Origin of the sequence: Streptomyces sp. Y2F8-2 (genome assembly GCF_014905555.1) — a bacterium.
Lineage (GTDB): Bacteria > Actinomycetota > Actinomycetes > Streptomycetales > Streptomycetaceae > Streptomyces > Streptomyces cynarae.
This window is the reverse complement of the sequence record NZ_BNGS01000005.1, coordinates 296,179-321,586: the sequence shown is the minus strand read 5'-3', so window position 1 is coordinate 321,586 and position 25,408 is coordinate 296,179. Positions and strand designations below refer to the sequence as shown.

The 25,408-nt window shown below is 69.9% G+C and carries 22 protein-coding genes, 1 tRNA gene and 1 pseudogene; 19 read left to right on the top strand and 5 right to left on the bottom strand.

All coding sequences use genetic code 11. The features are described 5' to 3' along the window. Positions 1-21 precede the first annotated feature (21 nt). The 7 genes and pseudogenes from SY2F82_RS19140 to SY2F82_RS38995 all read left to right on the top strand — a co-directional run. Complete coding sequence (locus SY2F82_RS19140) at positions 22-1,500, top strand: arabinofuranosidase catalytic domain-containing protein (protein ID WP_374707189.1); 1,479 nt, start codon at positions 22-24, stop codon at positions 1,498-1,500. Positions 1,501-1,599: 99 nt separating this feature from the next. Continuing rightward, the gene (locus SY2F82_RS19135; protein WP_200420310.1) at positions 1,600-3,447 is read left to right on the top strand and encodes an RICIN domain-containing protein; all 1,848 of its coding nucleotides are present in this window, start codon (positions 1,600-1,602) and stop codon (positions 3,445-3,447) included. 40 nt (positions 3,448-3,487) lie between these two features. Beyond that, entirely contained in the window at positions 3,488-5,896 is a 2,409-nt protein-coding gene (locus SY2F82_RS19130) for a ricin-type beta-trefoil lectin domain protein (protein WP_200420309.1), read from the top strand. A gap of 30 nt (positions 5,897-5,926) precedes the next feature. Further along, positions 5,927-7,909 carry an alpha-L-fucosidase gene (locus tag SY2F82_RS19125; RefSeq protein WP_200420308.1) on the top strand — a complete coding sequence of 661 codons (1,983 nt, stop codon included), beginning with the start codon at positions 5,927-5,929 and terminating at the stop codon, positions 7,907-7,909. 67 nt (positions 7,910-7,976) lie between these two features. Further along, positions 7,977-9,290 (top strand): ricin-type beta-trefoil lectin domain protein, encoded by a 1,314-nt coding sequence (locus SY2F82_RS19120; RefSeq protein ID WP_200420589.1) that lies wholly within the window; start codon positions 7,977-7,979, stop codon positions 9,288-9,290. Positions 9,291-9,519: 229 nt separating this feature from the next. Then, positions 9,520-10,932 (top strand): non-reducing end alpha-L-arabinofuranosidase family hydrolase, encoded by a 1,413-nt coding sequence (locus SY2F82_RS19115; RefSeq protein WP_200420307.1) that lies wholly within the window; start codon positions 9,520-9,522, stop codon positions 10,930-10,932. Between the two features lie 139 nt (positions 10,933-11,071). Beyond that, positions 11,072-11,164: pseudogene (locus SY2F82_RS38995) on the top strand (DUF4232 domain-containing protein); the annotation flags it as partial. Positions 11,165-11,241: 77 nt separating this feature from the next. Here SY2F82_RS38995 and SY2F82_RS19110 read toward each other — a convergent pair. From SY2F82_RS19110 to SY2F82_RS19100, 3 genes are all read right to left on the bottom strand, one after another. Further along, positions 11,242-11,892, bottom strand: coding sequence for a DUF4360 domain-containing protein (locus SY2F82_RS19110; RefSeq protein WP_200420306.1), 651 nt, complete (start codon positions 11,890-11,892; stop codon positions 11,242-11,244). A gap of 268 nt (positions 11,893-12,160) precedes the next feature. After that, positions 12,161-13,177, bottom strand: coding sequence for a LacI family DNA-binding transcriptional regulator (locus SY2F82_RS19105; protein WP_200420305.1), 1,017 nt, complete (start codon positions 13,175-13,177; stop codon positions 12,161-12,163). Between the two features lie 66 nt (positions 13,178-13,243). Beyond that, on the bottom strand, positions 13,244-13,486 hold the full coding sequence (locus tag SY2F82_RS19100) for a hypothetical protein (protein ID WP_200420304.1): 243 nt from the start codon (positions 13,484-13,486) through the stop codon (positions 13,244-13,246). 357 nt (positions 13,487-13,843) lie between these two features. On the opposite strand from SY2F82_RS19100, the gene SY2F82_RS19095 reads away from it, so the two are divergent. The 12 genes from SY2F82_RS19095 to SY2F82_RS19040 all read left to right on the top strand — a co-directional run bounded on the left by SY2F82_RS19095 (position 13,844) and on the right by SY2F82_RS19040 (position 22,933). Beyond that, positions 13,844-15,727, top strand: a complete 1,884-nt coding sequence (locus SY2F82_RS19095) for an ATP-binding protein (protein WP_200420303.1) — start codon at positions 13,844-13,846, stop codon at positions 15,725-15,727. A gap of 56 nt (positions 15,728-15,783) precedes the next feature. Then, positions 15,784-16,218: a roadblock/LC7 domain-containing protein gene (locus SY2F82_RS19090; RefSeq protein ID WP_200420302.1), complete on the top strand. Its 435-nt coding sequence runs from the start codon at positions 15,784-15,786 to the stop codon at positions 16,216-16,218. 8 nt (positions 16,219-16,226) lie between these two features. Next, positions 16,227-16,592 carry a DUF742 domain-containing protein gene (locus SY2F82_RS19085; protein ID WP_200420588.1) on the top strand — a complete coding sequence of 122 codons (366 nt, stop codon included), beginning with the start codon at positions 16,227-16,229 and terminating at the stop codon, positions 16,590-16,592. Continuing rightward, entirely contained in the window at positions 16,570-17,169 is a 600-nt protein-coding gene (locus SY2F82_RS19080; RefSeq protein ID WP_200420301.1) for an ATP/GTP-binding protein, read from the top strand. The genes SY2F82_RS19085 and SY2F82_RS19080 overlap by 23 nt, the downstream gene beginning before the upstream one ends. Then, a complete protein-coding gene (locus tag SY2F82_RS19075; RefSeq protein WP_200420300.1) occupies positions 17,166-17,735 on the top strand; it encodes a GAF domain-containing protein in 570 nt (189 codons plus the stop codon). Before SY2F82_RS19080 ends, SY2F82_RS19075 begins: the two co-directional genes overlap by 4 nt. Positions 17,736-17,947: 212 nt before the next feature. Next, a complete protein-coding gene (tdh, locus tag SY2F82_RS19070; protein WP_200420299.1) occupies positions 17,948-18,976 on the top strand; it encodes an L-threonine 3-dehydrogenase in 1,029 nt (342 codons plus the stop codon). A 36-nt stretch (positions 18,977-19,012) separates the two neighbouring features. After that, positions 19,013-20,212, top strand: coding sequence for a glycine C-acetyltransferase (locus SY2F82_RS19065; protein WP_200420298.1), 1,200 nt, complete (start codon positions 19,013-19,015; stop codon positions 20,210-20,212). A 32-nt stretch (positions 20,213-20,244) separates the two neighbouring features. Then, on the top strand, positions 20,245-21,150 hold the full coding sequence (locus tag SY2F82_RS19060) for a LysR family transcriptional regulator (protein ID WP_200420297.1): 906 nt from the start codon (positions 20,245-20,247) through the stop codon (positions 21,148-21,150). A gap of 88 nt (positions 21,151-21,238) precedes the next feature. Then, positions 21,239-21,826, top strand: coding sequence for a helix-turn-helix domain-containing protein (locus tag SY2F82_RS19055; protein WP_236041623.1), 588 nt, complete (start codon positions 21,239-21,241; stop codon positions 21,824-21,826). After that, positions 21,823-22,353 (top strand): N-acetyltransferase family protein, encoded by a 531-nt coding sequence (locus SY2F82_RS19050; protein WP_374707180.1) that lies wholly within the window; start codon positions 21,823-21,825, stop codon positions 22,351-22,353. Before SY2F82_RS19055 ends, SY2F82_RS19050 begins: the two co-directional genes overlap by 4 nt. 42 nt (positions 22,354-22,395) lie before the next feature. After that, on the top strand, positions 22,396-22,767 hold the full coding sequence (locus SY2F82_RS19045) for an MmcQ/YjbR family DNA-binding protein (protein ID WP_200420296.1): 372 nt from the start codon (positions 22,396-22,398) through the stop codon (positions 22,765-22,767). A gap of 92 nt (positions 22,768-22,859) precedes the next feature. Then, a tRNA-Pro gene (locus SY2F82_RS19040) sits at positions 22,860-22,933 on the top strand. A 235-nt stretch (positions 22,934-23,168) separates the two neighbouring features. Here the strand turns inward: SY2F82_RS19040 and SY2F82_RS19035 are convergent. After that, positions 23,169-23,789: a TetR/AcrR family transcriptional regulator gene (locus tag SY2F82_RS19035; protein WP_200420295.1), complete on the bottom strand. Its 621-nt coding sequence runs from the start codon at positions 23,787-23,789 to the stop codon at positions 23,169-23,171. Between the two features lie 89 nt (positions 23,790-23,878). After that, a complete protein-coding gene (lpdA, locus tag SY2F82_RS19030; RefSeq protein WP_200420294.1) occupies positions 23,879-25,276 on the bottom strand; it encodes a dihydrolipoyl dehydrogenase in 1,398 nt (465 codons plus the stop codon). Between the last annotated feature and the right edge of the window lie 132 nt (positions 25,277-25,408).

The window sequence follows — 25,408 nt, the reverse complement described above, 5'->3', positions numbered from 1 at the left end:
GTGCTCCTGATCGCCCTGGTGATGGCCGTGGCCGCGTTCGGCGCACCGGCGTTCGCCACGTCCCCGCGCAACGGTACTACCGCCGCCGTTCACCCGGCGGCCCTTCCGGCGAGCGCCTCCGCGGCCGACGGCTCGCTACCGTGCGACATCTATGCCGCGGGCGGTACGCCGTGTGTGACGGCGCACGCCACGACCAGGGCGCTTTTCGCGTCGTACAACGGGCCGCTGTACCAGATCCAGCGGGCCTCGGATCACAGCTACCGCGACATCGGAGTGCTCAGCGCGGGCGGCTACGCCGACGGGGCGTCCCAGGTGTCGTTCTGCGCGGGCACGTCGTGCACGATCACGAAGATCTACGACCAGACCACCAAGCACAACGACCTGCCGATCTCCTGGGGCGGCTACTGGAAGGGCCCCGGCCCCAATGGATCAGACGTCGGGGCGGACGCCATGGCCCTGCCGGTCACGGTGGCCGGCCACCAGGTCTTCGGCGTCAAGGTCACCCCGGGCGTCGGCTACCGGATCGACCACGCGAACGGCGTGGCCACCGGATCGCAGCCCGAAGGCATCTACATGGTGACGTCGTCGAACTACACGAACCAGTGGTGCTGCTTCGACTACGGCAGCGGTGAGAACTCCCACACCGACACCGGCAACGCCACCATGAACGCCATCTACTGGGGCAACGCCTGCTGGTTCGGCGGCTGCACCGGCAGCGGCCCATGGGTCGAGGCCGACCTGGAGAACGGCATGTTCCACACCGACACCGGCTCCAACAAGGACCCGAACAACCAGGGCGTGCATTTCCCCTTCGTCAGTGCATGGCTGAAGAACAACGGCACCAGCAACTTCACTCTCAAATACGGCAATGGCACGAGCGGTGGGCTGACCACGACCTTCTCCGGCCCCCTCCCCAACGGCTACTCACCGATGAAGGTCGACAGCTCGGTCCTGCTCGGCACCGGGGGAGACAACAGCGTCTCAGGCGTCGGCGAGTTCTTCGAGGGCGCGATGACCGCGGGCTACCCCTCCGACGCCACCGAGAACGCCGTCCAGGCCGCCATCACCGCCGCCGGCTACGGGACAGGAGGCGGTGGGGACGGCACGACGGGTGCGCTGCACGCGGTGGGCGCGGGCAAGTGCCTGGAGGTGCCTGGCAGTTCCACCACCCCGGGCACGCAGACGCAGATCCGGGACTGCACCGGGGCGGGGAACCAGAGCTGGACCCGGACCGCCTCCCGCGAACTGACCGTCTCCGTCGGCGGCAGCCGGCTGTGCCTGGACGCCTCCGGGCAGGGCACCAGTCCCGGTACCAGGGTCATCACCTGGACGTGCAACGGCCAGAGCAACCAGCAGTGGACGTTCAACGCCAACGGAAGCGTCACCAGCGCCCTTTCCGGGCTGTGCCTGGACGTGACCGGTGCCGCCACCGCCAACGGCACCCCCGTGGAGCTGTGGACCTGCAACGGCCAGTCCAACCAGCAGTGGTCGCACAACTGATGCGATGAGACACCCCGTTCGGCTCCGGGGCGGCATCCGAACGCCGCCCCGGCATGTCGCCGCGCCGCGATGCGACGGCGCCGACCACAGGAGGATCGGATGAGGACGAGAGCGAGACCCGGCCGTCCGTCACTGCTGGCGGGCATCGTCCTGGCACTCGCGCTGTCGCTGCTGTCGACGGCCCCGAGCCGGGCCGCCCCGAGCCTGGCCGCCTCGGGCACGTCGCTGAGCGTGCACCTGGCGTCGGCCCGGGGGCCGTCGACCGGCGTGGGGGAGGGGTTCCTCTACGGCATAAGCGAAGACGGCAGCCGGCCCGCCGACCAGTTCCTCCAGCCGCTGGGCATCAACGCGTTCCGCGGCGGCGGATGGTTCTCCGGCGGCTGGATCAGGGACGGCTACCAGTACGGATCGGCCACCCGCGCCGACGTCGACTCGATCGTCGCCCAGGCGAAACGGCTCACCCGGCCGCCCTACCACGCGCAGTACCAGGTCCTGGTCAGCGACATCTACGGCGCGAACGGCGGCCAGCCGTCGAACACGAGGTACCCGTGCGACAACGGCGACTGTTCCAACTGGGTCAGCTTCATCGACTCCACTGTGGGAGCGCTCCAGGCTTCCGGGCTGACGTTCTCCTACGACATCTGGAACGAGCCGGACATCTCCGTCTTCTGGACGCGGGGAGTGAACAGCGCCCAGTACTTCCAGATGTGGGACACCGCCTACCGGGAGATCAGGCGCATCGCCCCCGGGGCGCAGATCGTGGGACCGTCGCTCGCGTTCACCCCGCAGCGCAACCCCGGTGAATGGCAGACCTGGCTCGCGCACGTGAAGGCCGCCGGCACCGTCCCCGACATGATCACCAACCACAACGAGGGCGACGTCGACGACCCGGTCACCGTAGCGCAGAGCCTCCGCGCCGCCCTCGGCTCGGCCGGCATCGGCCCGTTGCCGTTGTCCTCGAACGAGTACCAGCCGGCCGACCGGCAGACCGCAGGGGTGACGGCCTGGTACCTGGCGCGGTTCGCGCAGTCCGGGTACACCAACGCGATGCGCGGCAACTGGGTCTGCTGCGTCACCCCGAACCTGACGGGTGTCCTCACCCAGAGCGGGGGCAGCTGGCAGCCGACCGGCAACTGGTGGGCGCTGCGGGACTACGCCGACATGACCGGCACCCTCGTCGACACCTCCGGCCAGGTCGGCTCGACGGCCGTCGCCGCCTCCGAGGACTCCGTCGCCGAACGCGCGGTGGCCGTCATCGGCGACTCGAACGGATACACCGGCGCCGCGACCGTGACTTTCGACGGGCTGTCGTCCGTGCCCTGGCTGACGAACGCCGGCAGTGTGCACGTCACCGTGCACCGCATCCCGGACCAGGCCCCCCTGACGGCGCCACAGACCGTCTACGACCAGGACGTGAGCGCCTCGGGCGGCTCGATCACCGTGCCGTTCACCTTCCAGGCCTCGCACGACGCCTTCGCCGTCCGTCTGACCCCCGCCTCCTCCGGCGGCGAGGGCTTCCCCGACGGCTACCACCAACTCGTCGTCGCGAACGACAGCCTGTGCCTGGACGTCTACGGCAACTCCGGCAGCGCGGGCGCCGCGATCGACCAGTGGACCTGCAACGGGCAGGGCAACCAGCAGTTCCGGTTCGTGCCGGCCTCGGGCGGCTACGGCGAACTGCGCGCCCAGCACTCCGGCCTGGACGTGGCGGTCGCCGGCAGCTCCACGACGGCGGGCACCCCCGACATCGTCCAGCAGGCCCCCGGCACGGCCGCCAACGCTCTCTGGCTGCCCGTACGTCAGTCCGACGGCTCGTACGCCTTCCAGAACCGCAACAGCGGCCTGTGCCTGGACGTTTATGGCGCCGGCGGCAACGCGGGCCGGCAACTGGACCAGTGGCAGTGCAAGAACGCACCGGGCACCAACCAGGACTTCATCGTCCGCTGACCGCCCCGGCCGCGGACCCCGACCTGCGAAAGGAAACACCGTGACAGCATGCGGACGGCTGTTTGGGCGCCTGCGCGCCTCGACGGGCGTGCTCACGAGCCTCGTCCTGGCCTGCGTCGGCCTCGTGGGCGCGACCGCCGCTCCGGCCCAGGCCGCCACCCCCATCACCATCAACGGCACATCCGGCGGACGGACCTTCGACGGCGTCGGCGCGATCAGCGGCGGAGGAGGCAACAGCAGACTCCTGATCGACTATCCCGAGCCCGAACGCGGTCAGATCCTCGACTACCTCTTCAAGCCCGGCTACGGCGCCTCCCTCCAGATCCTCAAGGCCGAGATCGGCGGGGACACCAACTCCACCTCGGGAGCCGAGCCGAGTCACCAGCACACCCGCTCCGACCTCAACTGCAACCGGGGCTACGAATGGTGGCTGATGGAGCAGGCCAAGGCACGCAACCCGAACATCAAACTGTACGGGCTCGCCTGGGGCGCCCCCGGCTGGATCGGTGGCGGCAACTTCTGGTCCACCGACATGGTCAACTACCTGATCTCGTGGCTGGGCTGCGCCAAACAGCACGGACTCGGCATCGACTACCTCGGCGGCTGGAACGAGCGAGGCTACAACGTCTCCTGGTACGAGCAGTTGCGCAGCGCGCTCAACGCCAACGGCTACGGCAGCGTCAAGATCGTCGCCGCCGACTCGGACTGGAACGTCGCGAATGACGTCGACTCCGACCCGGCGTTCGCCGCCGCGGTGAACATCATCGGTACGCACTATCCCTGCGGCTACCGCTCCTCCCAGTCGAACTGCTCGGTGCCGTCGGCCGCCACGTCGTCCGGCAAGCAGCTGTGGGCCAGCGAGAACGGCTCGGACGACTACAACGCGGGTGCTCCGGCCGTGGCCCGCGGCATCAACCGCGGATACATCGACGGCCGGATGACCGCCTACCTCAACTGGCCTGTGGTCGCCGCGATCACCCCGAACCTGCCCTACCCCACGATGGGCCTCGCCCTCGCCTCCCAGCCGTGGTCCGGGCACTACTCGATCGGCAAGAACACCTGGGTGACGGCGCACACGACGCAGTTCACCGCCCCCGGCTGGCGGTACCTCGACTCCTCCAGCGGCTACATCGGCGGCAACCGGAACAACGGCAGCTACGTCTCGCTGAAGTCCACCGACAACTCGGACTACTCGACCGTCGTCGAGACCATGGACGCCGGTAGCGCCCAGACCCTGAACTTCAACGTCACCGGAGGGCTTTCCACCGGAACCGTCCACGTCTGGTCGACCGACGTCGACTCCGGCAGCGCGGCCGACTACTTCGTGCACACCACGGACCTCACCCCGTCCGGTGGCGGCTTCAGCCTGACCGTGCAGCCCCATCACGTCTACACCCTGACCACCACGACCGGCCAGGGCAAGGGCACTGCCACCGGCCCCGCCCAGGGCGTCATGAGCCTGCCGTACAGCGACTCGTTCGACGGCTACACCACGGGCACCGAGGCGAAGTACCTCATGGACTGGCAGGGCGCCTTCGAGGTGGTCGGCTGCGGCGGCGGCCGCACCGGCAAGTGCGTGCGCCAGATGAGCCCGCAGAAACCGATCACCTGGGACGCGCTGTCCGATCCGCACGCCCTGCTCGGTGACGTCGGCTGGAGCAACTACACCGTCTCGTCCGACGTGCTGCTCGAACAGCCCGGATACGCCGAGCTGATGGGCCGCGCGAACACGCAGGACTACGGCAGCACCGGGCAACTGAACGCCTACCACCTGCGGGTGAGCGACACCGGAGCCTGGTCGATCCTCAGCTCCAACACCAACGGCAGTGTCTCCACCCTCGCCCACGGCACCACCACGGCGCTGGGCACCAACCGCTGGCACACCCTGGCGCTGACGTTCTCCGGCAGCACGCTGACCGCCGTCGTCGACGGCTCGACGGTCGGCTCCGTAAGCGACCGCACCTGGGCCGCGGGCCAGGCCGGCTACGCGACCGGCCAGGGTGAGACGGCACAGTTCGACAACCTGTCCCTCACCCCCGGCAGCGGCGGCACCGGCGGCGGCACGACCGGCTCGATCGTCGGCGTCGGCTCGGGCCGGTGCGTGGACGTGCCGAACCAGTCGCAGACGCCCGGCACCCAGGTGGAGCTGTGGGACTGCAACGGCGGCAGCAACCAGCAGTGGACGAGCACCTCCGCCGGTGAACTGCGCGTCTACGGCAGCGTCTGCCTCGACGCCGCGGGCGGCGGCACCAGCCCCGGCACCAAGGTCGACATTCGCACCTGCGACGGCGGCGGCTACCAGAAGTGGACGCTCAACGCCGACGGCACCATCACCGGAGCCCAGTCCGGCCTGTGCCTGGACGCCACCGGCGCGGGAACGGCCAACGGCACCCTGCTGGAGCTGTGGACCTGCAACGGCGGCAGCAACCAGCAGTGGACGCGCAACTGACCACCCCGTCAAGACGTTGAGAGGCCCCGCATGAAGCCCACCCCCCATCCGATCAGCCGGCGCCGCCTGCTGGCGGCGACCGGCGCGGTCACGGCCCTCGGCCTGCTGCGGTTCGCCCCGGAGGCCGCGGCGACCGAAGGCCCGGCGAGCTACACCCCCAGCTGGTCGTCCGTGGACCAGCACCCCCCGGCGCCCGCCTGGTTCAAGGACGCCAAGTTCGGCATCTACTACCACTGGGGCGTCTTCAGCGTCCCGGCGTTCGGCAACGAGTGGTACCCGCGCAACATGTACATCGGCGGCTCGAACGAAAACAAGCACCACATCGCCACCTACGGCGACCCCTCGGTCTGGCCGTACAACAACTTCATCGACGGAGCCCGCGACAAGGCCGGCAACTTCGTGCAGTTCGCCCCGAAACTCGCCTCCCAGGGAGGCAACTGGGATCCGGACGCCTGGGCCCGGCTGTTCAAGTCCGCGGGAGCCAGGTTCGCCGGCCCGGTCGCCGAGCACCACGACGGCTTCTCCATGTGGAACAGCCGCGCCAATCCCTGGAACTCCGTCCAGCACGGCCCCAGACTCGACCTCGTCGGGCTGCACGCGCGGGCCATCCGCGCGCAGGGCCTGAGGTTCATGGCGTCCCTGCACCACGCCTACCACTTCAACGGCTACTTCGACCACGTGCCGAACCAGTCCGACCCGACGCTGCGCATCCTGTTCGGCCAGCAGGGCTCGGCCGCTGAGAACAAGCTCTGGTACGACAAGCTGGTCGAGGTCATCGACGGCTACCAGCCGGACCTGCTCTGGCAGGACTTCGACCTGGGCCTGGTGGAGGAGTCCTACCGGCTACAGTTCCTCGCGCACTACTACAACCAGGCCGTCGCCTGGAACAAGGACGTGGTCGCGACCTACAAGGACGGCCTCGACAACAAGGGCGAGGTCTTCGACTTCGAGCGCGGCGGCCCGGCAGGGCTGCTCACCCCGTACTGGCTGACCGACGACAGCATCTCCTCCTCCAGCTGGTGCTACACCGTGGGCATCGGCTACTACTCGACGCAGGCACTGCTGCACTCGCTGATCGACCGGGTCAGCAAGGGCGGCACCATGCTGCTGAACATCGCCCCGACGGCCGACGGCACCATCCCCTCCGGACAGCAGTCGATCCTGCTCGGCATGGGGGACTGGCTCGGGCGCTTCGGCGAGGCGGTCTACGGCACCCGCTCCTGGTCCAGTTACGGCGAGGGCCCCACCAAGATGGGCGGAGGCTCCTTCAGCGGACCGGTCGCCGGCAAAGCCCAGGACGTCCGCTTCACCCGCAGCCAGGACAACAAGGTCCTCTACGCCACCGCGCTGGGCTGGCAGGGTGCGACGATGACCATCACCACGCTGAACTCGAACCAGATCAACCTCAGCAGTCTGACCGGCGCGCAACTGCTGAACAACGCCGCGGGCAGCTACATCAACCTGCCCGCCCCGACCCAGGATGCTTCCGGCCTGCACATAGCGATGCCCTCGTCCAACCCGCCGTTCAGCGCTCTGGCGTACACGGTCAAGCTCACCTTCTCCGGTGAGATCCCCGTCCTGGGTGCGCCAGGCGGCTCGACCACGTGGGTGAAGATCGCCAACGTGACGAGCGGACTCGTGCTCGACAGCGGGGGCAACGTCGCATCCGGTTCCAACCTCAAGCAGTGGAACTACGACGGGAGCACCAACCTGCAGTGGCAGCTGATCGACCTCGGCAACGGCTACCACCGGATCATGAATCGCACCAACGGCATGGCCGCCGACAGCTGGGGCAACTCCGCCAACGGCGCTCCCGCCCGCCAGGAGGCGTGGAACGGCGGCAGCAACCAGCAGTGGTCACTCAACAGTCTCGGTGGCAACCGCTACCAGATCGTCAATCGGGGCACCGGAACCGCTCTTGACGGGAGCGGCACCACCACGGTCGGTTCCACGACGGTGATGTGGACGCCCAACTCCAGCACCAACAACGAATGGACCATCACCGCCGTCTGAACCCCGCCCCTTCCTGCCTGTTCCTCGACTTCGGAAGAAGGAACGCATGAAACGCACACCCCTCTTGATGTCCATCGCGGCTGCGGTACTTCTCGTCCTGGCAGCCGCGGGCAGCTCGTTCGGCAGCGGCCTCGGCGCCCCCGCGTCGGCTACGACGACCGCAGCCGTCCGGGCGACCGCCGGCTGCGGCAAGGCCCCGACGCTCACGAGTGGTACCCACACGATTCAGAGCGGCGGCCAGACCCGCAGTTACATACTGCGGGTTCCTGCCGGCTACGACAGCAACCACCCCTACCGGCTGATCTTCGGTTTCCACTGGCGGGGCGGCACGGCCAACGACGTCGACTCGGGCGGAACGGACGGGTACAACTGGTCCTACTACGGCCTCAGGCGCCTGGCGGACAGCGCGAACAACAGCACGATCTTCGTCGCTCCCCAGGGCATCGGCAACGGCTGGGCCAACTCCGGTGGCCAGGACGTGGCCTTCGTGGACGCCATGGTCAGCCAGATCGAATCAGGTCTGTGCGTCGACACCACTCAGGTCTTCTCCGCCGGCTTCAGCTACGGCGGCGCGATGTCGTACGCCCTCGCCTGCTCCCGGGCAACGGTCTTCCGCGCGGTCGCGGTCTACTCCGGAGCGAACCTCAGCGGGTGCAACGGCGGGACTCAGCCCATCGCCTACATGGGTCTGCACGGCATCAGGGACAACGTGCTGCCGATCTCGCTGGGACGGGAACTGCGCGACACCTTCGTCCGGAACAACGGCTGCACCCCGCAGAACCCGCCCGAGCCGGCCTACGGAAGCCTGACGCACATCATCACCACCTACTCCGGGTGCCGGTCCGGATACCCCGTCGTCTGGGCCGCGTTCGACGGAGCGGGCCACGACCCCGGTCCCATAGACGGTTCCACCGGTGACGGATGGCGCACCTGGACGTCGGCGGCGGTGTGGCAGTTCTTCACACAGTTCGGCTCGAATCCGCCACCGCCCTCCGGCAACCAGAAGATCGTCGGCCAGCAGTCGGGGCGCTGCCTCGACATCAACAACTCCACCACGGCCAACGGCACGCAGGCACAACTGTGGGACTGCAACGGCGGCTCCAACCAACGGTGGACCTACACCGCCGGAAAGCAGCTGGTGGTCTACGGCAACAAGTGCCTGGGCGTCGGCCAGGCGGCGGGCAACGGCGCCCCGGCGGCGATCTGGGACTGCAGCGGACAGGCAGACCAGCAATGGAACATCAATTCCGACGGCACCATCACAGCGGTGCAGTCGGGGCTCTGCCTGGACGCCAACGGCCAGGGGACCGCCAACGGGACGAAAGTCCAGCTGTGGAGTTGCACGGGCGGTGCGAACCAGCACTGGCGCCTGGAGAACTGAAACGCCGGGGCCAGGCACGGCACCGTGCTGGCACGAGCGTGCGAGCGAACCGTCGATGGCACGTGGCTCCACGGCAGAAAGGACTGTGCCGAAGCCTCTCGCAGGACCGGGAAGCCACGAGGGGTCAGCCCGGTGCCATCGGACGGCTGCGAACAGCACCACATCGACCGTCCGGACAGCCCCTGAGCGGGCCAACCGGAACCGCTTACTCAAGGAATACGAGGTCCCCATGCGCGGACGAAGTTTCGGCCGCAGGCATCGGTCTGTGGTACTCGCCGCTGCGGTTGCGGCCCTGGTCGCGTTGGCGGCGCTGCTCGTCGCCAACCCGGCTCAGGCGGCCACCAGCGGCGCCTTGCGCGGCGTTGGTTCCGGCCGGTGTCTCGATGTGCCGGGCGCCAGTCAGACCGATGGCACGTTCCTGCAGATCTGGGACTGCACGGGCGGGACCAACCAGCAGTGGACGTTGACGGACGGCAACCAGTTGACGGTGTACGGCAACAGGTGCCTGGACGTCCCGGGCCACGCCACCACTTCCGGGACCAAGGTGGAGATCTGGTCCTGCAACGGCGGTGCGAACCAGCAGTGGCGGGTGAACTCCGACGGCACGGTCGTCGGCGTGGAGTCCGGGCTGTGCCTGGACGTCTCGGGCGGCGGTACGGCCAACGGCACGGCGGTGCAGCTCTGGAATTGCACCGGCGCCGGCAACCAGAAGTGGACCGGCCTGTCCGGGACGGGCACCACGTGTTCTCTTCCGTCCACGTACCGGTGGACCTCGACGGGTCCGCTGGCGCAGCCGGCGAACGGGTGGGTCTCGCTGAAGGACTTCACCAACGTGACGTACAACGGCAAGCACCTGGTCTACGCGTCGAACGTGTCGGGATCGGGGTACGGCTCGATGATGTTCAGTCCCTTTACGAACTGGTCGGACATGGCGTCGGCCGGCCAGACCGGGATGAGCCAGTCCACGGTGGCGCCCACGCTGTTCTACTTCGCGCCCAAGAAGATCTGGGTGCTGGCGTACCAGTGGGGTGCGTGGCCCTTCATCTACCGCACGTCGAGCGACCCCACCAACCCGGGCGGCTGGTCCGCGCCGCAGCCGCTGTTCACCGGCAGCATCCCCGGCTCCGCCCCGATCGACCAGACCCTGATCGCCGATGACCAGAACATGTACCTGTTCTTCGCCGGTGACAACGGCAACATCTACAAGTCGACCATGCCGATCGGGAACTTCCCGGGCAACTTCGGCTCCTCGTACACCACGGTCATGAGCGACACGGTGAAGAACCTGTTCGAGGCGCCTCAGGTCTACAAGGTTCAAGGCCAGAACCAATACCTCATGATTGTCGAGGCTCGGGGTGCGACTGAGCAGCGCTACTTCCGCTCGTTCACCGCCACCAGCCTGAACGGTCCGTGGACCCCGCAGGCCGCCGGCGAGAGCAACCCCTTCGCGGGCAAGGCCAACAGCGGTGCCACCTGGACCAACGACATCAGCCACGGTGACCTGGTCCGCAACAACCCCGACCAGACCATGACCATCGACCCCTGCAACCTGCAGTTCCTCTACCAGGGCAAGTCCCCCAACGCGGGCGGCCCCTACGACCAACTGCCGTGGCGACCGGGTGTCCTCACCCTGCAGCACTGACCTGCCCGATCCACGGTGATCACAATGTGGTGCGGTCTGCCTGCCCGTAGACGAGCGGTTCACCGCGTGGGCAAGTTCACCTACTGACCGATACGCACCACGTCGAGGAACCCCAGCCCTGTGCCGGCTGGGGTTCCTCGGAACTCCCGTCAATGCTCCGTACGTTCGCGTGTGGGCCAAGCCCGGCGCACGCCCGGTGACGGTGACCCCGGAACTCGACCTCGGCACCACCGTCCTTCGGGCAGCGGCAGTTGCGGCGGCGCCGTCGGCGGGCGGGCAGCGCGCGCCCACCCGCCCGCCGGCTCCAGTTCAGGAGCGCGGACACTCCTTCCAGGCCATGTGGTACACGGTGCTGATGTCTCCGTCCGTCGAGTCCATGGTCATGAAGCTGACCTTGCCGGGCGCGGACGTGCCCGCGGTGACCCGCAGTTCGGTGTTGATGTTGAAGTTGCGCTGCACTCCGCACGGCGCCCAGACGAGCTGCGCCCAGTCCGTGCTGTCGGTGGCCTGCCAGTTGTCGTTGTAGGGGCCGTTGAACGGGTGGCTGCGGTACGCCGTGTTCGAGGAGCCCTGGAAGTAGTACGAGGCCCGCTGGGTGCCGCTCGCGCCCTGCTGGAGCGAGGCGAAGCCGCGGTAGTCGACGCTGGCGATGGCGTAGGTGAAGCCCTGCGGCACGTGCACGACCAGGTTGAGCTGGCAGTTCTTGCGGAAGGCGGTGGGGTCGGAGGTCCCGCCCGCCTGGGCGAGGTACTCGCTGTAGGTCACCGTGAAGGCGGTGTTGTCCTCCGAGACGGCGACGGCGGTGGTGCCCTGCGGACAGCCGGAGCCGTTGACCGTGGCGATATCGATGACGATCTTGTCCGGGGGCGGGTCGTTGAAGACGGGTGAGCTGTGCTGCGCCGGAATCGTCGTGGTGAGAAGAGCGGCGATCGCGCCGCTCAGAAGCAGTCCGCCGGCCATGGTTCTCCCTCGTTCGGTGGGGGGTGGACACGACGCGAGCTAGTCATGGGCACGTCAAAGCCCGCGCGGGCTCCCGGTCTGTGGAGAAACCATGAGCGAGTTGTGAAGGCCGGGAGCGCTCGCATCGTACGCAACCGCCCATCGGGGGAACAGGTCGATCCCCGGCCATTCATTCGACGGGGTCACGCACGGCGGGTGTCGCAGGCGAACGCCGATCTCGGCCGCGCCTCGCCCCGTGCCGCGCCCTTGGTTGTGCGCGCCGGTGGCTTCAGCGGGGGCGCAGTTCCCCCGAGCCGCGGGGGATCAGCCGGGTGGGTATCTCCGTGGTGCGGGCTCGGGAGCCGTCACCGTCGAGGCGGGCCAGCGCGATCGTCGCGGCCGCGGCGCCCATGGCCGCCGGGTCCTGGGCGACGACGGTGAGGGCGGGCTCGAGGACCTCGGCGAGCGGTATGTCGTCGAAGCCGACCAGCGCGACATCCTTGCGGCCTGCCCGGGCGAGGCCCAGTACGGCTCCCATGGACGCGAAGTTGTTCGCCGCGAACAGTGCCGTCGGCGGGTCTGCCAGGCCCAGCAGACGCTCGGTGTCGGCGGCCGCCGACTGCATGTCGTGGCCGCCGGCCACCAGTGCCCTGTCGTACGGCAGCCCGGCTTCCGTGAGGGCGTCCCGGTAGCCCTGCAGACGCATGCGACGGGTGTAGAGATGGGTGGCCGTGTTGCCGATGAAGCCGATCCTGCGGTGGCCGTGCGCGATCAGGTGCGCGGTGCCCTCGTGTGCTCCCTGCCGGTTGGAACTGAGCACGCTGTCCGCGGCCAGCCCGGTGCCGGGGCGGTCGAGGAAGACCACCGGCAGTCCCGCGGAGCGCTCCGCCTTCAGGTACCCGTGGTCCGCTTTCACGGTCGGTGCCATGAGCAGGGCGCTGACCCGCCGGGCCAGGAACGTCCCGACCAGGGAGCGTTCCCGCTCGGCGTCCTGTGCCGAGGAGCCGACGAGCAGGGTGAGGCCCCGGTCGTGCGTCACCGACTCGATCCCGCTCACCACCGTGGCGAAGAACGGGTTGCTCATGTCCGGCACGACCAGCCCGATGGCGGTGTCGCTGCCGCCCAGGCGGATGTGCCGGGCCATGAGATTGGGTCGGAAGCCCAGCCGCTGCACGGCCTCCATCACCCGCTCACGGGTCTGGGCGGCGACCGGTCCGTCACCGTTGAGCACCCGTGACACCGTCTTGGCGCTGACGCCGACCTGCTCCGCCACGTCGCTGAGCGTGGGCCGGCGTGCCACAGCCATGGTCGTATCCCCTCACATGAGGGTGGCGTGAGTGAGCCGTCCTCCTCCGCGCCACCCGTGGTGCTGTCAGTTCTCCGAGGGACCGGCCGCCCCCGCGGCCTGCTCGTCGGCAACGACAGTACCCGTGCCGTCGTCCTCGGCTGAAGCGCACCCGTCATGATCGGCGATCTCGGACGCCGACTGGTCCCCCGGCTCGATCAGCTCCGCCCAGCGGCCGCCGATCGGCAGACGGTCGCCGACACTCCGGGTGACGATCCCGGGGCCCCGTCCGGGGTCCCCGGGGAGCGGAAGACCCTCGGGCCGGCTCACTTTTCGATCGGCGTTCGAGCGGGGCGAGGGCTGTGGAGCGGGAAATTCCTCAGCGGCTGACCTTTTGTATGTGACCGCTTCTGACCAGCCCTGATCGCTTCAATGGCAAGCGGGAACGCGCGACCGACACGATTATCGGTCTGTCGTACGACAGGTCATACCAGAGCGGGAAGCTCTCCGGAGGACTTTGTCAACAGCCCACCCCACCTGCCTCCAGGGCGACTACTCTGAGTGTCCGTCGGGCGACGCAGGGCCGGAACGTCGGCTCTCTCGACCGGCGCCGCGATGGCGCGGGCGCGAGTCGCGCAGACCCGCGGGAGCCCCCACGCCCCCGACGCACCCAGGACGAGGACGCCGATGTCTCACCTTCGCGCACCCGCCGCACGCGAAGACCGCCGCCAGGGCGGGCGGCACGGGCGGCCGGCCGCCCATGCGGTCCTCCCGCACCCGGGGATCCGGATACGGCCCCAGCTGTGGCGGCTGGCCGTCCTGCCGCCGCTCGCCGTGGCCCTCGCCGCCTGCGCCGCCGTGCTCTTCGCGGTTCGTACCACCGGCGCTCGCCCCACCTTCGCGCTCTGGGCCGTGCTCGCGGGCTCCCTCGGAGTCACCGTGGTGGGCATCGTGATCGCCGCCGTGGCCGCCGAGCGCGCCGCCCGGTCCGTGACCGGCCGGCTCGACGCGTTGCGCCGCGAGAGCGCACGCGACGAGGCCGACCTGCGCGCCCTCGTGGAAGCGCTGCGCCACGGCGAGGCACCGCCCGTGCGTGCGCCGCGCGGCACACCCGCCGCCGACGCCGACGAGTTCGAACAGCTCGCCGCGGAGCTGGCACGCGCCCACGACGGCGCCGTCGCCGCGGTCGTCCAGGCGGCACAGCTCTCCAGCCGGGCGGACAGCGAACAGAAGCTCGAGGTGTTCCTGAACCTCGCACGACGGTTGCAGTCGCTCGTCCACCGGGAGATCTCCATCCTGGACGAGCTGGAGAACGACATCGAGGACCCCGACCTGCTCAAGGGCCTCTTCCACATCGACCACCTCGCCACCCGCATCCGGCGCCACGCCGAGAACCTCGCCGTGCTCGGCGGCGCCGTCTCCCGCCGGCAGTGGAGCAACCCGGTCCCCATGACCGAGGTGCTGCGCTCCGCGACCGCCGAGGTCGAGCAGTACACGCGGGTCCGGCTCGTGCCGCCGGTCGACGGCAGCCTGCGCGGACACGCGGTGGCCGACGTGATCCACCTGTTGGCCGAACTCGTCGAGAACGCCACGGTGTTCTCGCCGCCCCACACCCAGGTGGTGCTGCGTGCCAGCCTCGTCACCTCGGGACTCGCCGTGGAGGTCGAGGACCGCGGGCTCGGCATGCCCCAGGCCGAGCAGAACAAGATGAACGCCCTGCTCGCCGACCCGGACCGGTTCAGTGTCGCCGGTCTGCTGGCGGACGGCCGCATCGGCCTGTTCGTGGTCTCCCAACTCGCCCGCCGGCACGGCATCCACGTCCGGTTGCAGACCAACATCTATGGCGGTGTCCAAGCCGTGCTCGTCCTGCCGCAGGGGCTGCTCGGCCCGGCGCCGGGCGCGGCCGCGACGATGACGCCGGTGGCACCGCAGGGCACCTCGGTCGCTACGGGCGCCCGGAGCACCGGAGGCGCATCCGGCTCCCGGAGTGCGGCGACCCCGACCGGCCCCCGGGACACCGCCAATGCCGGGAACCCATGGCCCACGGTCATCGCGGCCCACCCGCACACCACGGCCGTCGCTGCCCCGCCGCACACCCGTCCCATCTCCCATCCCTCCGCCCCGGCGTCCGAACACCCCGAACCCCACGAACCGCGCCGAACGGCACCCGAGGGCATCCCGGCCGACCCCGTCAGGACCCCGTTGCCCGTGCGCGACACCGACGCACCACGGCCCACCCCCGCCGAGGCCCGGCCCGGCATCCGCCCCGCCGACCGCGCGACCCTCGCCGAGAACGCGACCAGACCGACGGTGCCGCGCCCCGACGCTGCGAGCGCGGCCCCGGGCAGACCCTCGCTGCCGCGCCGCCGCGCCCAGGAACACCTCGCGCCCCAGCTCCGCGGCGGCCCCACCCCGCCCGTCCACCAGGACGCCGACCGGTACACCGGCCACGACCCCGGCCTGATGGCCGCGTTCCGACGGGGCATCGGCCTCGCGGAAGCCCTGCCCGAGTCGACCCCGCCCGAACATGACCTGACAGACCGTCACGACGGGAGCGCTCCGGCCGGATGACCGCCCCGAGCCCTCCCGCTTCCGCAGAACCGCGTACCCCAAGGAGTCGATCCACCATGGCGAGCGAAGCGCCGACCGCCCAGGCTCATGACCTCGACTGGCTGATGAGCGGCCTCGTCCAGCGCGTACCGCACACCACGAGCGCGGTCCTCCTCTCCTGCGACGGGCTGGTGAAGGCCGCGCACGGCCTCGACCCCGACGGCGCCGACCACATGGCCGCCCTCGCCTCCGGCCTCTACGCCCTCGGCCGCAGCGCCGGCGTCCGGTTCGGGGACGGCGGTGACGTACGGCAGGTCGTCGTCGAACTCGACGCGACCCTGCTGTTCGTCACCACCGCCGGCTCCGGCACCTGTCTCGCCGTCCTGGCCGGCCGCGAGGCCGACGCGGCGGTCCTCGGCTACGAGATGGCGATGCTCGTCAAGAGTGTGCGACCGTACCTGACGACCGCGCCCCGCCGAAGCGCCGAACAGCCCACGGCGATGCGGCCTTGAGCGTCACCATGGCCGGTGACGGCCCCTGGCTCGACGATGCGGCCGGGCGGCTGGTGCGGCCCTACACGATCAGCAACGGCCGCACCCGCCCGACCGCCGCGCTCGACCTCCTGTCACAGGTGAGGGCCACCGGATCGACCCCCCTCGGCCCCCTCGGCCCGGAGCACGCCCAGGCGCTCGGCCTGTGCCGTTCGCCCGTCCCGGTCGCCGAGGTCGCCGCCCACCTGAGGCTGCCGGCGGCGGTCACGAAGGTGCTGCTGTCCGACCTCGTCGACTGCGGGGCGCTCACCACCAAGCCCCCCGCACACCACCACAACCCCACCGACCGGTCCCTTCTGGAGGCAGTGCTCGATGGACTACGACGACAGCTCTGATCCCTTCCCCACCGCGCTGAAGATCCTGGTGGCGGGAGGGTTCGGCGTCGGCAAGACGACCTTCGTGGGCGCGGTGAGCGAGATCGCGCCGCTGAGCACGGAGGAACTGCTCACCACGGCCGGCGCCGCCACCGACCGCCTCGACGGCATCGAGGGCAAGGTCGAGACGACGGTGGCGATGGACTTCGGCAGGATCACCCTGGACCCGAAGCATGTGCTGTACCTGTTCGGGACGCCCGGACAGGAACGCTTCTGGTTCATGTGGGAGGAGCTGTCGGAGGGCGCGCTCGGCGCGGTGATCATCGCCGACACCCGGCGCCTGGAGGACTGCTTCGCGGCCGTCGACTTCTTCGAGCGCCGCGGCCTCGGATTCATCGTCGCCGTCAACGAGTTCGACGGCGCCCACCGCTACGACCCGGAGGAGGTGCGCGCCGCCCTCGACCTGGACCCCGGGGTCCCCGTCGTGCGCTGCGACGCCCGGATCTCCAGCTCCGGGATTCAGACCCTGCTCACGCTCGTCCGCCACCTGCTCGCGCAGGCACCGGCACCCGCCACGAGCCGTGGAGCCCGCACATGAGACTGAGCCGACTGCTCCTGACCCCTCAGGACGTGGACGCCCCCGAGCGCGTCCGCAGGCTGCGCCGACTCGGCCTCGGGGAGCGCGCGGAACCGGAGTTCGACGCCTTCGCGGACCGGCTTGCGGGGCTCGCCGAGGTGCCGTACGCCATGGTCACCTTCGTCCAGGAACACCGTCAGTACTTCGCGGGACTCCACCAGCCCGACGACCGCCCCCTCACCGCGCCCGCGGACCCGGACGGCGCGGCCGGCGAACCGGCCCGCCACCTGGGCCGAGAGTACGGCTTCTGCCCGCATGTGGTCGTCCGGCGCAAGGCCCTGGTCCTGGAAGACGTCCGTGACTACCCTCGCTTCGCCGGCAATCCGCTCGTCGACGAAGCCGGCGTCCGTTCCTACCTGGGCGCCCCGCTCATGGACGGCACGGGCATCGCTCTCGGCACGGTCTGCGCCCTCGATGTGCGACCGCGCCCCTGGGGCCGCGCGGGCCTGGACACCATCAAGTCGCTGGCGGCGGAGCTCGCCGAGCGGATCACCGCCAGGGAGACCCGTGATGCCGAGCGCGCCTGACGGCAGGACCCGGGCGGTGCGCAAGCGCGAGACGTGAAGGAAAGGGGTCAGCAGCGGGCGGCGTGAAGGAAAGCTGCGGTCGCGCTTAAGAAATCCTCGATGGACCGCCGATCCCCGATGCGGCAGATTTCTGAGCGACTTCACATCCTTCCCCCCCGGCGCGGGCCGCTTCGGCATGCCCTGCGCCGGCCTCACTCCCAGGAGCCGTAGCGTTGAAGGCGCTGGTCAAGGACAAGGCGGAACCAGGGCTCCGGCTCATGGACGTTCCGGAGCCCGCCGTCGGCCCGGGCGACGTACTGATCAAGGTGCTGCGGACCGGGATCTGCGGAACCGACCTGCACATCCGCGCGTGGGACGGCTGGGCGCGGCAGACGATCCGCACGCCCCTGGTCGTCGGGCACGAGTTCGTGGGCGAGGTCGTCGCCACCGGACGGGACGTCACCGATGTGGGCGTCGGTGACCGGGTCAGCGGCGAGGGCCACCTGGTGTGCGGGAAGTGCCGCAACTGCCTCGCCGGGCGCCGCCATCTGTGCCGGGCGACCGTCGGGCTCGGTGTCGGGCGGGACGGCGCGTTCGCCGAGTTCGTGGTGCTGCCCGCCACGAACGTGTGGGTGCACCGCGTCCCCGTCGACCTCGATGTCGCCGCGATCTTCGACCCGTTCGGCAACGCCGTGCACACGGCCCTGTCCTTCCCGCTGGTCGGCGAGGACGTCCTGATCACCGGTGCCGGCCCGATCGGCCTGATGGCCGCCGCCGTGGCCCGGCATGCGGGCGCCCGCAACGTCGTCATCACCGACGTCAGCGAGGAGCGCCTGGACCTCGCCCGCAAGATCGGCGTCAGCCTCGCCCTGAACGTCTCCGAGGCGTCCATCGCCGACGGCCAGCGCGAACTCGGCCTGCGCGAGGGCTTCGACATCGGCCTGGAGATGTCCGGCCGCCCCGAGGCGATGCGCGACATGATCGCGAACATGACGCACGGCGGCCGCATCGCGATGCTCGGTCTGCCGTCCCAGGAGTTCCCCGTCGACTGGGCGCGCATCGTCACCTCGATGATCACCATCAAGGGCATCTACGGCCGCGAGATGTTCGAGACGTGGTACGCGATGTCCGTCCTGCTGGAGGGCGGCCTCGACCTGGCACCTGTGATCACCGGCCGGTACGACTACCGCGACCACGAGGCCGCGTTCGCCGACGCGGCGAGCGGCCGCGGCGGCAAGATCATCCTCGACTGGACCGCGTAACTCCCTCCCGGCGTAAGCACTTCTAGGAGCCTCTCCATGTTCGACTCCGTGCGCGACGACCTGCGCGCCACCCTCGACGAGATCCGCGCCGCCGGGCTGCACAAGCCCGAGCGCGTGATCGGCACCCCGCAGTCCGCGACCGTCGGCGTCACCGCGGGCGGCCGCCCCGGCGAGGTGCTCAACTTCTGCGCCAACAACTACCTCGGGCTCGCCGACCACCCCGAGGTGATCACCGCCGCCCACGCGGCGCTGGACCGCTGGGGCTACGGCATGGCGTCGGTGCGCTTCATCTGCGGCACCCAGGAGGTCCACAAGGAGCTGGAGGCGCGCCTTTCGGCCTTCCTCGGCCAGGAGGACACCATCCTGTACTCCTCCTGCTTCGACGCCAACGGCGGTGTGTTCGAGACCCTTCTCGGCGAGCAGGACGCGGTCATCTCCGACGCCCTCAACCACGCCTCGATCATCGACGGCATCCGCCTGTCCAAGGCCCGCCGCTTCCGCTACGCCAACCGCGATCTCGCCGATCTGGAAAGGCAGTTGAAGGAGGCCACCGAGGGTGGTGCCCGCCGCAAGCTGATCGTCACCGACGGCGTGTTCTCCATGGACGGCTACGTGGCCCCGCTGCGCGAGATCTGCGACCTCGCGGACCGCTACGACGCCATGGTGATGGTGGACGACTCGCACGCCGTCGGCTTCGTCGGCCCGGGCGGCCGGGGCACCCCCGAGCTGCACGGCGTCATGGACCGCGTCGACATCGTCACGGGCACCCTCGGCAAGGCGCTCGGCGGCGCCTCCGGCGGTTACGTCGCCGCCCGCGCCGAGATCGTCGCCCTGCTGCGCCAGCGCTCCCGGCCGTACCTCTTCTCCAACACCCTCGCCCCGGTGATCGCCGCGGCCTCCCTCAAGGTGCTCGACCTGCTGGAGTCCGCGGGCGACCTGCGCGAGAAGCTGAACGAGAACACCGCTCTCTTCCGCCGCCGGATGACCGAGGAGGGCTTCGACATCCTGCCGGGCGACCACCCGATCGCCCCGGTCATGATCGGTGACGCCGCGAAGGCCGGACGCATGGCCGAGCTGCTCCTGGAGCGGGGCGTGTACGTCATCGGCTTCTCCTACCCGGTGGTCCCGCAGGGCCAGGCCCGGATCCGGGTGCAGCTGTCCGCAGCGCACTCCACGGACGACGTCCACCGCGCCGTCGACGCCTTTGTGGCGGCCCGGGCGGAACTGGACGTCTGAGGCGACCCGGACCTCTTGCGATAATCGTTCGCATGATCGAAGCGCGGCGGCTGCACATCCTCCGTGCGGTGGCCGACCACCGCACGGTGACGGCCGCTGCCGCCGCGCTCTACCTCACCCCCTCCGCGGTGTCCCAGCAGCTCACCGCGCTGGAACAGGAGACCGGCCACCGGCTCGTCGAGCGTGGCGCCAAGGGCGTACGGCTCACTCCGGCCGGCGAGATCCTGCTCAGCCACACCCATGCCGTCCTGGCGCAGCTGGAGCGCGCCGAGGCCGAGCTGGCGGCCTACGGCGCGGGCTCGGCGGGCACGGTGACGCTGGCTTCCTTCGCCACCGGGATCGGCCTGGTCGTCGCCCCCGCGCTGGCCAGGCTCGCCCGCAGCGCGCCCGGCATCCGCATCCGCGTGCAGGACGCGGAGGGCGACGAGAGTCTGCCGATGGTCCTCGACCGGCAGGTCGACGTGGCGGTCGCGGTGGAGTACCGGGGCGCGCCGGACGCCGACGATCCCAGGCTGACGCACATCCCGCTCTACGCCGAGCCCTTCGACGCCGTCGTACCGGTCACCCACCGCCTGGCCGACGCCCCCGAGGTCCCGCTCGCCGAACTGGCCAAGGATCCGTGGATCGGCCCCTATCCCGGCAACCCCTGCCATGACGTGGTGGTCCTGGCCTGCGAGCACGCCGGGTTCCAGCCCCGCCTCGAGCACTCCTCGGACGACTTCCGGGCGGTCGTAGTCCTCGCCTCGGCGGACGCGGGGGTGGCGCTGGTGCCCCGCTCGGCCCTGCGTGGCATGGACCTCACGGGCGTGGTGGTGCGTCCGGTCGACGGTGTCGCGCCCACGCGCCGGGTCTTCGCGGCCGTGCGCCGGGGCGCGGAGGAGCACCCCCTGATCCGCCCGGTGCTGGACGCGCTGACGGAGGCGGCGACGGCGGACTGACGGGCGCCGCCCGTCTCCGGGAGATCTGGAAGATCGCCGGCCACCCACGACACCCTCCGTCTCTCATATCTGGGATAACATCCCAGATATGGAAATGGGGAACGATCTCATCGACTCCGTCGACTCCGTCGACGCCCGGCTGGCGGCCCGTCTCGCCGCGCTACGGGCCGAACGCGGCTGGTCGCTGGACGAGCTGTCCGAGCGCAGCGGCGTCAGCCGCTCGACCCTGTCCCGTGCCGAACGCGCCGAGACCAGCCCCACCGCCGCGCTGTTGAACCGGCTGTGCGCCGTCTACGGCCGCACGATGTCCCGGCTGCTCAGCGAGGTGGAGGCGGAGCCCGCGCAGGTGGTGCGCGCCGCCGACCAGTTGGTGTGGCAGGACGCGGCGTCCGGCTTCGTGCGACGGTCCGTGTCCCCTCCGCACCCCGGACTGCGCGGCGAACTCGTCGAGGGACGGCTCACGGCCGGAGCCGACATCGCCTACGACCGGCCACCCGTGCCAGGGCTCGAACAGCACATCTGGGTCCTCGACGGAACGCTGCAGGTGACCGCACAGGACGTCGAACACCGCCTCGGCGCCGGCGACTGCCTGCGGATGCGGGTCTGGGGGCCGACGCGATTCCGCTGCCCGGGACCGGACGATGTGCGGTACACGCTGGTGGTGGTGCTCCCGTGACCGTGATCGACAGACTCGGCGGGGAAGAGGTGCGGGCACGCTCCGAGGAACTGGCCGATCTGCTGACCGACACCGTGCACAGCGGAGCGTCCATCGGCTTCCTCGCGCCGCTGGACCGGGCAGCGGCCGTGGCCTGGTGGAAGGCGCGGGCGGACGCGGTCGACGCGGGCGGCCTCGCGGTGTGGGCGGCTCGGGCAGGAGACCGGGCGACGGGCACGGTGAGCCTCGCCTTCCCGGACAAGCCGAACGCCCGCCACCGGGCCGAGCTGGTCAAACTCATGGTGCACCGCGAGGCCCGCGGCAAGGGCCTCGCGCGCAGGCTCCTGGCCACCGCGGAGCGGGCCGCCGCCGAGGCCGGGATCACCCTGCTCCACCTGGACACGGAGACCGGCAGCCCCGCCGAGTCGCTGTACCGTTCCGTGGGCTGGACCAGCGTCGGCTCGATACCGGACTTCGCGGCGACCCCGGCGGGCGTCCTGCAGCCCACGACGATCTTCTACAAGCAGGTGGCGCCGCTCTCTCGTTGACCGACCGCGCCATTGTCAGCGGAGTTGGCTACGGTGCCAGACATGTCGGACGCCGAAGACGTACGCCGTATCGCCCTCTCCCTGCCGGACAGCACGGAGAAGATCGCCTGGAGCATGCCCACGTTCCGGGTCGCGGGGAAGATGTTCGCCACACTGCCCGAGGACGAGTCGTCCATGGCGGTGCGGTGCCCCAAGGAGGAGCGGGACGAACTGGTCCTGGCGGAGCCCGGGAAGTTCTGGGTCGCCGACCACGAGGCACAGTTCGCCTGGATCCGGGTGCGCCTGGCCGTCCTGGAGGACGAGAGCGAGCTGCACGACATCCTCGCCGACTCCTGGCGCCAGGCGGCGCCGCCCCGCCTCCTCGACCTCCATCCTGACCTGGGTCTCCCGGCAGGGGAGGGGCGCCGCGAGTGAACGCCGGATAAAGGGATGCGCGACCACGGCCCCGAGTGCGGTATTGTTTCTGTGCACGTTGGGCCAGGGGAAACCCCAGGTCAGACGGGCAACGGGACGTGGCGCAGCTTGGTAGCGCACTTGACTGGGGGTCAAGGGGTCGCAGGTTCAAATCCTGTCGTCCCGACTTGCGAAACAGCGGGTCGGAGGCCGTATCGGAGGATTCCGATACGGCCTCCGACTCATTTCCGGATGGCGGCGGTCGACTGCTTCGCCGTCCCCTCAGTCGAGCTTGGTCACCTGGTAGCGGCTGATGGACCAGCCGTCGGGGCGACCGGTCGACAAAAAGTCAAAGCCGGAGTCGCTTCTGTTCCGTCCGCCTCACCGCGCGCCCGGGCTCGGTCCCCGGCCCGGGGCGCGCGTCACACAGCGACCTGCGGCTCCTCGGATGCGCGAGCACCCAGCAGGGCCAGGCAGTTCAGCCACAGGGCGCTGAGCTGGGACGTGTTGTTGTAGAGCTTGGCGAACAGCACCTGGCCCTCGAGTTGCGCGACAACCGAGTGGGCGGCTTCGTGGGTGTCGGCGACGGTGACCTCTCCGCGTGCGAGAGCCTCGGAGATGACGGCCTCCACCAGGGCGACCTGTGCCTCGAAGATCTGCTGCAGACGCTCACGTATCGCCTCGGTCTGGTTGCTCAGCTCCAGGGTGAGGTTGCCGAACATGCACCCCGAGACGGAGCCGCAACTGGCCTGACCGGCACGCTGAGCCGCTTCGGTCTCCTCGAACAGCTGCCGGAGCCGCTTCAGGGGCTCGGCCCCGCTGCGCAGGATGCGGACCCAGTCACGCTGCTGGGCGGCCCAGTGTTCATCGAGGACGGCCAGTGCCAGAGCCTCTTTGGACTCGAAGAAGTAGTAGAAGCTGCCCTTGGGCACCCCGGCCGTCTTGCAGATCTCGGCCACGCCCAATGCCGAATATCCCCGCAGTTCGAGGAGCGACTGCGCAGCTGTGAGGATCTTCTCCTTGGCGTCACTGGCGCGTCCCATACCACGGAGTATACGACCACCCGTCTACTGGCCGCCCTCGACGGGAAAGGCCATGCCGGGCGCCCGGAGTCGTGTTGCGGGCCGTGCTCTCACAGGTTGATCATGTGCCCGGCCAAGCCGTGCAACGCGTCCTGGACGGCCTCGCTCAGCGTGGGATGCGCGTGCACGTTGCGCACGAGCTCGGTCACCGTCAGGTCCCACTTCTGCGCGAGCGTCAGTTCCGGGAGCAGTTCCGTGACGTCCGGCCCGATCAGGTGGCCCCCCAGGAGTTCGCCGTGGCGGGCATCGCTGATGAGTTTCACGAAGCCGGCCGTTTCGCCGAATCCGTGCGCCTTGGCGTTCGCGGTGAAGGGGAACTTCGCGACGCGGACGTCGAACCCCTCCTTCCTGGCCTCCGCCTCGGTCCAGCCGAAGCTCGCGATCTGGGGCCGGCAGAAGGTGGCGCGGGGAATCATGCGGTAGTCGAGTTCCATCGTCTCGGCGCCCGCGATGGTCTCCGCGGCGATGACGCCCATGGCCTCCGCCGTGTGCGCGAGCATCAGTTTCGCCGTCACGTCCCCGATGGCGAAGATGTGCGACTGGCTGGTGCGGCACCGGCCATCGACGTCGATCGCGCCGCGATCCGTGAGCCGGACGCCCGCGTTCGCCAGCCCGTATCCGGCCGTACGGGGCTGAAAGCCCGTGGCCTGGAGCACCTTCTCCGCTTCCAGTGTCTTTTCCTGCCCGGCCTGCGAGACGACGACGCGTACGCCGTCCGCGGTCTCCTCCATGGACTCCACGCGGGTGGAGGTCATGACCGTGATCCCCTGCCGGCGGAACTGCCGGGCGAGCTCCGCCGAGACCTCCTCGTCCTCCAGGGGAGCGACCCGGTCGAGGAACTCGACCAGCGTGACCTGGACGCCGTAGGCCCGCAGCAGGTAGGCGAACTCCACCCCGATGGCACCGGCGCCCGCGATGACGATGCTGGCCGGGAGGCTGTCGGAGAGGATCTGCTCCTCGTAGGTCACGATGCGTTGGCCGAGACGTGTGCCCGGCAGCAGCTTCACGGTCGAGCCGGTGGCGATGATGCAGTGGGCGAAGGTGAGGGTGGCCTCTTCACCGGACATCCGGACGTTCATCGTGTGCGGGTCGATGAACGACCCCTGGCCCTCGAACTGCGCGATGCCGTTCTTGCGCATGAGGTAGCCGACGCCTTTGGCCCGCCCGTCGGCCACCTTGCGGCTCCTGAGGTACGCCGCCCGGTAGTCGAGGCCCACCTGCCCGTCGAACTTCAGGCCGTAGGCGTCCGCTTCGTGGACGACGAGGTGAGCCAGTTCCGCGTTCCTCAACAGCGCCTTCGCAGGGATGCACCCGATGTTCAGGCAGATGCCGCCCCAGAACCGTCCTTCGACGACGGCGGTCCTCAGGCCCAGTTGGGCGGCACGAATGGCTGCCACATAACCGCCGGGACCCGCCCCCAGGACCACGACATCGAACTCTGCGTTCATGGATCGACCTTACCGGCCAATCATGTTTTCGACCGCTTGATCGCAACGGCTTGGCCCGGCCCGGGCCGGGCCCGCCGGTTCGGCATGTCGGTGTCCGGGGCGGGCTCCCGCCGGGGGAGCCCGGTGGTGCGC